This window comes from Streptomyces sp. LS1784 (assembly GCF_020103755.1).
In the GTDB taxonomy this organism is placed as follows: Bacteria; Actinomycetota; Actinomycetes; order Streptomycetales; family Streptomycetaceae; genus Kitasatospora.
This window is the reverse complement of the sequence record NZ_JAHSQD010001021.1, coordinates 1-1,559: the sequence shown is the minus strand read 5'-3', so window position 1 is coordinate 1,559 and position 1,559 is coordinate 1. Positions and strand designations below refer to the sequence as shown.

At 77.4% G+C, this 1,559-nt stretch carries 2 protein-coding genes; one reads left to right on the top strand and one right to left on the bottom strand.

Annotated elements, in window-relative coordinates; translation table 11 throughout:
* Nucleotides 1-99: 99 nt before the first annotated feature.
* The gene (locus tag KS423_RS45270; protein WP_308020330.1) at nucleotides 100-813 is read left to right on the top strand and encodes an alpha/beta hydrolase; all 714 of its coding nucleotides are present in this window, start codon (nucleotides 100-102) and stop codon (nucleotides 811-813) included.
* On the opposite strand, the gene KS423_RS45265 is transcribed toward KS423_RS45270, so the two are convergent.
* A partial coding sequence (locus KS423_RS45265; RefSeq protein ID WP_224285483.1) for an ABC transporter substrate-binding protein occupies nucleotides 810-1,559 on the bottom strand: 750 nt, incomplete at its 5' end. The two genes, KS423_RS45270 and KS423_RS45265, sit on opposite strands and share 4 nt — an antisense overlap.

The following is a 1,559-nucleotide window of genomic DNA, read 5'->3' as shown; positions in this document are numbered from 1 at the left end:
CGGGAAGGCCCTCGCCCGGGCCCGCACGCAGTGCCCCGAGCCGGCCGGGATCGCCGGCGTCGAACGCCTGCCGGCGCCGGTGCCCGCGGCGGTGGCCCGGTGAGCGTGCCGATCGTCCTGGTGCACGGCACCCGGTTCAGTGCGGGGCAGTGGAGCCCGCAGCTGGCGGCGCTGCGGGAGGAGTTCCCGGTGGTGGCCGTCGACCTGCCCGGGCACGGCGCCAGGCGCGGAGAACCGTGGAGCCTGACGGCCGCCTGCGCGGCCGTCGCGGCGGGGGTCGAGGAGCTGGACGGCGGGCCCGCCCTGGTGGTCGGGCACTCGCTGGGCGGGTACGTCGCGCTGGAGTTCGCCCTCCGCAGCCCGGAGCGGCTGCGCGGGCTGGTCCTCGCGGGCGCGAGCGCCGACACCCGGGGGCGCTGGGCGGTCCCCTACCGGGCGGTCGGCGCACTGGTGCCGCACGTCCCGGCCGAGCGGCTGTCCCGGTGGAACGACGGGCTGCTGCGCCGGCTCTACCCGCCGGAGGTGGTCGCGGCGACGATCCGCGCCGGGTACGGCTTCGAGGCCCTGCCCGCCGCCTGGGCCTCGGTGCTCGGCCGCTTCGAACCGGGCGTCCTGCGCCGGGTCGAGGCCCCGGTGCTGATCCTGAACGGGGAGAAGGACACCGCCTTCCGCTCCGGCGAGCGGGCCTTCGCCGCCGCCCACCCGCACGGGCGGGCCCGGATCGAGCTGGTTCCCCGGGCCCGGCACCTCGCCAACTTCGACGCCCCGGAGGCCTTCGCCGACGCCGTGCGCCGCTTCGCCCGGGAGCTCTAGCTGCTCCAGCCCACGTCCTGGAAGCGCGGCCACCCGAACCCGTACGCGCCCACGCCGGCCACCCCGGTCCGGACCCCGACCAGCTCCGGCCTCTGGTAGAGCGGCACCGAGTGCCCGAGCTGCCAGATCCGTACGTCCGCCTCCTGCAGCATGTCCAGCCGGGCCGCCGGGTCGAGCTCGGTGGACGCCCGGTCGAACAGCCGGTCGATCTCCTCGGTGCCGCTGCGGCCGTAGTTGGTGCCGGGGTTGACGGTGCCGTCGGCGTTCGGCCGGGGCTTGGCGTACGTGGGGCGCTGCTCGGACGCCGAGCCGGGGCTGGCCGGCCAGGAGAAGAGCGCGAGGTCGAAGTCCCCGGCCGCGAGGTGCTCCTTGACGAAGGTGTCGGTGGACGCGGTCACCGTCTGCACCGCGACGCCCTGCTCGGCGAGGTTCTCGGTGAGCGCGTCGGCGGTGCGCTTGGCGGTCGCGGAGCCGGCCGGGACCAGCAGCCTCAGCGCCAGTTCCGTCCCGTCCTTCGCCCGGGTGCCGCCGCCGGCCGGCCGCTTCCAGCCGGCGCCGTCGAACAGCCCGGCGGCATCGGCGGGGCCGACGGCCGCACTGTTGTCGCGGTACCCCTCCTGGTCCCCGGCGAACAGGTGGCTGCCGAGCGGGGCGGGCGCGAGGCCGAGCGGGCTGAGAGCGGCGTCGGCGATCCGCCGCCGGTCGACGGCCTGGCCGAGCGCGAGCCGCAGCGCCGGGTCGGAGAG